The following is a 6880-nucleotide window of genomic DNA, read 5'->3' on the forward strand; positions in this document are numbered from 1 at the left end:
CCGCGAACCCGCAGATCGGCCGGCCGAGAGTCATGCCTGGCAATCCACTCCTCGGGCAGCGCCAGCCGCTGGTTCCCGAACTGGGGTACCGGCGCCCTCATGTCCGAAGGTCGGTCAGCGGTCAGCGATGGTCGCCACGGGCTGCCCGCAGACTCATGTCCCGCAGAATGGCCGCCATCGTCTCGCGGTCCACCTCGGTGGCGCTGTGTGGAGTGGAATTCAGCAGTCCGAACAACGCATGCGCCCGCGCGCGGCTCTCCGCGACGCCGAGGCGGCAGTCGATCTGACGCAGGACGGACGCCCATATCTCGACGTAGGCGCGCTGCAGCCGGCGGACGCGGTGGTCGTCGGGCCGTGGGAGGTTGGCGAGGTCGCGATCCTGGACGGTGATGAGGTACGGCTCGTCGAGGGCGAACGCGATGTGCAGTGTGATCAGACGTTCGAGTGCGTCGTGCGGGGTCCGGCTCGTACGCACCGCTGCCGCGCCGTCGGCGTGGAGCCGTTCGCTGATGCCGACGAGCATCGCCGCGAGGATGGCGCTTTTGCTGGGGAAGTGCCGGTAGATACCCGGACCGCTGATGCCGACGGCGGCGCCGAGCTGTTCGATGCTCACCCCGTGGAATCCGTGGGTGGCGAACAGCCGCGCAGCCTCCCGCAGGATGTCCTCCCGACGGGAGGAGGGCCGAGCCGACCCGGGGCGAGCGGTTGCCGCAGACACCCGTGGTCCTCGCTGCCCGCGCGAAAGATCACGATTGTCGGACGATTCGTCCCTGCCGATGTGAGGAGATCCTAACTTTCAACGCTCTGGACAACGGTGGAGCGACTGCGAGGCGACGGTGAGGCAAAAGTGGGACGAGGTAGCGACCTCACTACATCCCCTCACAGTATGCCATGACCCCGAAACGGACACCTTCCGCGGCGGATATGCCCGTGCTAGCGTGACAGCCGTTGTTAGTGATCCTTAACATCCTTGATGTAGATCATGAATCGTCATCTGTCTCGGGAGGACCTCATGACCGGCCCCCGGCTGGCGGCCCGCGTCGACACCGCGGGCGAACAGGCCGTCGCCAGCACGGCGGCGCACCAGGCGCTCGTCGCCCAGCTACGGTCCGCCCTGAGCTCGACCGCGCGGGGCGGGTCGGAGCAGGCCCGACTGCGCCATGTGAGCAGAGGCAAACTGCTGCCCCGGGACCGGATCGACACCCTGCTCGACCGCGGCAGCCCGTTCCTGGAACTCTCGCCGCTGGCCGCCAACGGCATGTACGGCGACGAGGCACCGGGCGCGGGGATCATCACCGGTGTCGGACGGGTGTCCGGGCGTGAGTGCGTGGTGGTGGCGAACGACGCCACGGTCAAGGGCGGCACCTACTACCCCGTCACCGTCAAAAAGCACCTGCGGGCACAGGAGGTGGCACTGCACAACCGGCTGCCGTGTGTCTACCTCGTCGACTCCGGGGGGGCGTTCCTCCCGCTGCAGGACGAGGTGTTTCCCGACCGCGAGCACTTCGGGAGGATCTTCTACAACCAGGCGACGATGTCGGCGGCCGGTATCGCGCAGATCGCCGCGGTCCTCGGCTCGTGCACGGCCGGTGGCGCCTACGTCCCGGCGATGAGCGACGAGGCCGTCATCGTCCGGGACCAGGGGACGATCTTCCTGGGCGGTCCGCCGCTGGTGCGAGCCGCGACCGGGGAGATCGTCTCGGCGGAGGACCTCGGCGGCGGGCTGCTGCACAGCAAAACCTCCGGGGTCACCGATCACCTGGCCGACGACGACGCCGACGCGCTGCGCCGGGTGCGGGCGATCGTGGCCAGCCTCGCGCCGCGCGCCCCCCGGCCCTGGGATGTCGCCCCTACCGACGAGCCGGCCGCCGACCCGGCACAGCTGTACGCGGTCGTACCCACCGACAGCCGCATCCCCTACGACGTCCGCGAGGTCATCGCCCGGATCGTCGACGGGAGCCGGTTCGCCGAATTCAAACGCGAGTACGGCCCGACGCTGGTCACCGGCACCGCCCGGCTGCACGGCCACCCGGTCGGCATCGTGGCGAACAACGGCGTGCTGTTCAGCGAGTCCGCCCTCAAGGGCGCGCACTTCATCGAGCTGTGCGACCAGCGCAGAATCCCGCTGCTGTTCCTGCAGAACATCACCGGCTTCATAGTCGGCCGGGAGTTCGAGGCCGGCGGGATCGCCAAGCACGGCGCCAAAATGGTCACCGCCGTCGCCTGCGCGCGGGTCCCGAAGTTCACCGTTGTGATCGGCGGCTCGTTCGGTGCCGGTAACTACTCGATGTGCGGCCGGGCCTACTCACCACGGTTCCTGTGGATGTGGCCGAACGCGCGGATCTCGGTGATGGGCGGCGAGCAGGCCGCCTCGGTGCTGGCGACCGTGCGACGCGAGCAGCACGAGACCCGGGGTGTGCACTGGGAGGCCGCGGACGAGGAGGCGTTCACCGCGCCGATCCGCGCTCAGTACGACCGTCAGGGTGACCCCTTCTACTCGACCGCCCGGCTGTGGGACGACGGCGTGATCGACCCGCTCGACACCCGCACCGTGCTGGGGTTGGCCCTGTCGGTGGCGGCGAACGCGCCGCTGGAACCTGTCCGCTACGGCGTCTTCCGGATGTGAGTGCGATGCCAGCCACCCTCTGCGACACCACAAGCGGTGACACCACACGCGGTGACACCGGCAGCGGTGACACCACCCTGTTCGACACCGTGCTGGTCGCCAACCGCGGTGAGATCGCGGTCCGCGTGATCCGTACACTGCGGGCGCTGGGCATCGGCTCGGTCGCCGTCTACAGCGACGCCGACGCCGACGCCCGGCATGTGCGCGAGGCCGACGAGGCGGTCCACATCGGCCCGGCGCCCGCCCAGCTGTCCTACCTGTCGATCCCGGCGCTGCTCGACGCGGCCCGGCTCACCGGCGCCCGGGCGGTCCATCCCGGGTACGGCTTCCTGTCCGAGAACGTCGCGTTCGTGCGCGCCTGCGCGCAGGCGGGCCTGGTCTTCATCGGACCGTCCGCACACGCCGTGGCGGTGATGGGCGACAAGATCCGCGCCAAGCAGACCGTCGCCGCCGCCGGTGTCCCGGTGGTACCGGGCCGCACCGAACCGGGGATGAGCGACGCCGACCTGGTCGCCGCCGCGGCCGAGGTCGGCTACCCCGTGCTGATCAAACCGTCCGCCGGTGGGGGCGGGAAAGGGATGCGCCTGGTCACCGAACCGGCCGCGTTGCGCGGTGAACTCGCCGCCGCCCGCCGACAGGCGGCCGCGTCCTTCGGCGACGACACCCTGTTCCTCGAACGGTTCGTCCACCGCCCACGGCACATCGAGGTGCAGATCCTCGCCGACACCCACGGCGCCGTCGTTCACCTCGGCGAACGCGAGTGCAGCCTGCAACGCCGCCACCAGAAGATCATCGAGGAGGCGCCGTCGGTGCTGCTCGACGTCGCGACCCGGGACCGCATCGGCGCGGCCGCGGTCGAGGTCGCCCGCGCCGTGGGCTACACCGGCGCGGGGACCGTGGAGTTCATCGTCGGCGCCGACGACCCGGCGCACTTCTTCTTCATGGAGATGAACACCCGGCTACAGGTCGAACATCCGGTCACCGAGATGGTCACCGGGATCGACCTGGTCGCCGAGCAGATCCGGATCGCCGCGGGCCGGCCGCTGACCACCTCCCAGGAAAACATCGCCCTGACCGGGCACGCGATCGAGGCGCGGGTCTACGCCGAGGACCCGGCCCGCGGCTTCCTCCCGACCGGCGGCACCGTCCTGCTGATGCGCGAACCCGACGGCGACGGCGTGCGCGTCGACTCGGGCCTCACCCACGGACAACGGGTGGGAACCGACTACGACCCGATGCTCGCCAAGGTGATCGCCTGGGGGCCGGACCGGGCGACCGCGCGTACCCGGCTGCACGCCGCCCTCGCCCGCACCGCCGTCCTCGGCGTCACGACCAACATCGCCTTCCTCCGGGCGCTGCTCGCCCACCCCGACGTGGCCGCCGGACGCCTCGACACCGGTCTGGTCGAACGCGAACTCGACGGCCTCGGCGACGCTGACCTCCCGGCCGGTGCGCTCCCGGCCCACGCGCTGGCGGCCTACGGATTGGCGCGGCTCGCCGAGGCGCAGCCGGCCGGCCCGGTGATCGACCCCTGGGACGTCCCCAGCGGCTGGCGGGTCGGCGGTGTCCCGGCTCCCCTGGTCTGGCGGCCGGCACTGCCCGGCGGCGGCATCGCCGAGGTCACCGTGACCGGCACCCCGACAGCCGCCACCGTCACCGTCACCGTCAACGTCACCGGCGAGCCCGCCGCGACCGGGGAACCCCGGACCGCCGCGGTACGCACCCTCGCCGACGACTGCAGCGAACTGCTGATCACCGTCGGCGGGCGGAGCCGACGCTGGTGGTACGCCCGCGACGGGGCGACCCGCTGGCTCGGCGCCGACGGAGCCGCCTGGCGGATCGTCGAGGCCGACCCCGCCGCCCACACAGGAGCGGAATCGGCCGGCGCCGCCGAGGTCCGCAGCCCGATGCCCGGCACCGTCATCGCCGTTCACGTCGCCGCCGGCGAGCAGGTCACCGCCGGCCAGCCACTGATCATCGTCGAGGCGATGAAGATGGAACACACCCTCGCCGCCCCGCGGGACGGCCACGTCACCGACCTGTTCGCACACACCGGCGAACAGGTCACCCTCGACCAGGTCCTCGCCGTCGTGGAGGCCGACGCACTCATCCCCGGCCCGCAGGACCCGCAGGACCCGCAGGAGACACCCGATGCCTGACACCCGCCTCACCGACGAGCAGGAATCCCTGCGCCGCACCGTCGCCGAGTTCGCCCGCGAGGTCGTCGCCCCGGTCGCCGCCCAACACGACGAGAACAAGACCTTCCCCTACGAGGTCGTCGCCGCCATGGCCTCGATGGGCCTGTTCGGACTGCCCTTCCCCGAGTCCTACGGCGGGATGGGCGGCGACTTCTTCACCCTCTGCCTGGCCATCGAGGAACTCGCCCGGGTCGACTCGTCGGTAGCGATCACGCTGGAGGCCGGCTGCTCGCTCGGCGCGATGCCGATCTACCGGTTCGGCACGCAGGACCAGAAACAGCAATGGCTGCCCATGCTGTGCTCGGGCGAGGCCCTCGGCGCGTTCGGGCTGACCGAACCCGAGGCGGGCAGCGACGCCGGCGGCACCCGCACGACCGCACGCCTCGACGACGACACCTGGGTGCTCAACGGCGCCAAGGCGTTCATCACCAACTCCGGTACCGACATCACCCGGCTCGTCACGGTCACCGCCCTCACCGGCACCACCGCGGCCGGGAATAAGGAGATCAGCACCATCGTGGTGCCGGTCCCGACCCCCGGCTTCACCGCGGAACCGGCGTACTCCAAGGTCGGCTGGCATGCCAGCGACACCCACCCGCTCACGCTCGTCGACGTACGGGTACCCGAGGCCAACCTGCTCGGCGAACGGGGCCGCGGCTACGCGAACTTCCTGTCCATCCTCGACGAAGGCCGCATCGCCATCGCGGCACTGGCCGTCGGCCTCGCCCAGGCCTGCGTCGAGGAATCGGTGGCCTACGCCCGGACCCGCCACGCCTTCGGCCGGCCGATCGGCGCCAACCAGGCGATCTCCTTCAAAATTGCCGAGATGGAGGCGCGTACCCACGTCGCCCGCACCGCCTACTACGACGCGGCCGCCCGGATGGCCTCCGGCCGCCCGTTCAAGAAGGAGGCTGCGATCGCGAAGCTGGTCAGCAGCGAGGCCGCGGTGACCAACGCCCGTGAGGCAACCCAGATCCACGGCGGCTACGGCTTCATGAACGAGTACCCCGTCGCCCGGCACTGGCGGGACAGCAAGATCCTGGAGATCGGGGAAGGCACCAGCGAGGTCCAGAAGATGCTCATCGCCCGCCACCTCGGCCTGTAGGAGCGCCCATGGCGCCCGCTCTTGTGGGTGCGCGGGTTCGGTCGCGTTCAGGGCTTCGGTGTGGTCAAGGGTTCCGGTCAGAGCGAGCCGTAGGGGTTCGCCCCGCCGGTTGTCCACGATCTTTATTTGGATGTTGAGGAGGGCGTAGAGGTCCCGACGTTCCTCCGGGGTCGCGGTCGCGAGCCGGGTAGGCGCGACAGCCGCCAGGTCCCGGACCGCTTGGACCTGTTGCGCGTGCGACGCCGCCTGTGCGTGGCGATCCGCGAGGGTCTGGCGACGTGCCTTGGCGGTACTCAGTTTGGTTTGCAGATCGCGAGACGCCGCCGCCACGGTGGCCGCGTCGAGCCCGCCGGCGGACAGGTTCACGATCGTGGTCGGGAGCGCCTGGTGCAACCGGTTGATCTCACCGTCGGCCTTGGCGATCGCGTCGGAATCCCCACCGCCGTGGGTGGCGATCAGTCCGGCGTGGTCCCCGGCGACCGAGGCCAGATACTCCGGGGGTGAGCGCTGGTGCGGTCGAGCCGGTAGCCGTACGGTGCGTCCCCGCCGCCCCAGCCGCCTTGGGTGATCCGGGCGTGCTTCCCCGACGCGGTGCGTTCGCGGATCACCCACTCTCCACATCCGCCGCACCCTCCACGACGGCCACGGCCACCCCCTCGAACACACCACCATCGCCAACGCCCGACACACCCCCCATCCCGCATCCACCTCCACATCTGAACCCATCGAGCGCCGTATTCTTCTCGCCGCATAGACAGCTCATTCAGGTTCGTCACCTCATATGCGGCTACCTGCTTCGCAACGGACGTCGGCATGTCGGTAGGGCCGTCCGTTCCTAAAAGATCTTGCCGAAGCTTCCCGAGATGAACGGAGATGACGTGGTGGCTGACCTCAATGCCACTGACGCTAAGTCGATCAAGCTGCAACCTGGGGGTTCAGCGGGTTGGCGAG

The 6880-nt window shown here is 70.3% G+C and carries 4 protein-coding genes; 3 read left to right on the top strand and 1 reads right to left on the bottom strand.

Annotation, left to right across the window (positions count from 1 at the left end):
• Window positions 1-121 precede the first annotated feature (121 nt).
• Window positions 122-718 carry a TetR/AcrR family transcriptional regulator gene (locus U9979_RS11445; protein ID WP_322779366.1) on the bottom strand — a complete coding sequence of 199 codons (597 nt, stop codon included), beginning with the start codon at window positions 716-718 and terminating at the stop codon, window positions 122-124.
• A gap of 294 nt (window positions 719-1012) precedes the next feature.
• On the opposite strand from U9979_RS11445, the gene U9979_RS11450 reads away from it, so the two are divergent.
• From U9979_RS11450 to U9979_RS11460, 3 genes are all read left to right on the top strand, one after another.
• Window positions 1013-2626: a carboxyl transferase domain-containing protein gene (locus U9979_RS11450; RefSeq protein ID WP_322779367.1), complete on the top strand. Its 1614-nt coding sequence runs from the start codon at window positions 1013-1015 to the stop codon at window positions 2624-2626.
• A 77-nt stretch (window positions 2627-2703) separates the two neighbouring features.
• Complete coding sequence (locus tag U9979_RS11455) at window positions 2704-4785, top strand: biotin carboxylase N-terminal domain-containing protein (RefSeq protein WP_322779371.1); 2082 nt, start codon at window positions 2704-2706, stop codon at window positions 4783-4785.
• Window positions 4778-5929, top strand: a complete 1152-nt coding sequence (locus U9979_RS11460) for an acyl-CoA dehydrogenase family protein (protein WP_322779368.1) — start codon at window positions 4778-4780, stop codon at window positions 5927-5929. The genes U9979_RS11455 and U9979_RS11460 overlap by 8 nt, the downstream gene beginning before the upstream one ends.
• Window positions 5930-6880: the final 951 nt, after the last annotated feature.

The organism is Protofrankia sp. Cas4, assembly GCF_963555915.1.
In the GTDB taxonomy this organism is placed as follows: domain Bacteria; phylum Actinomycetota; class Actinomycetes; order Frankiales; family Frankiaceae; genus Protofrankia.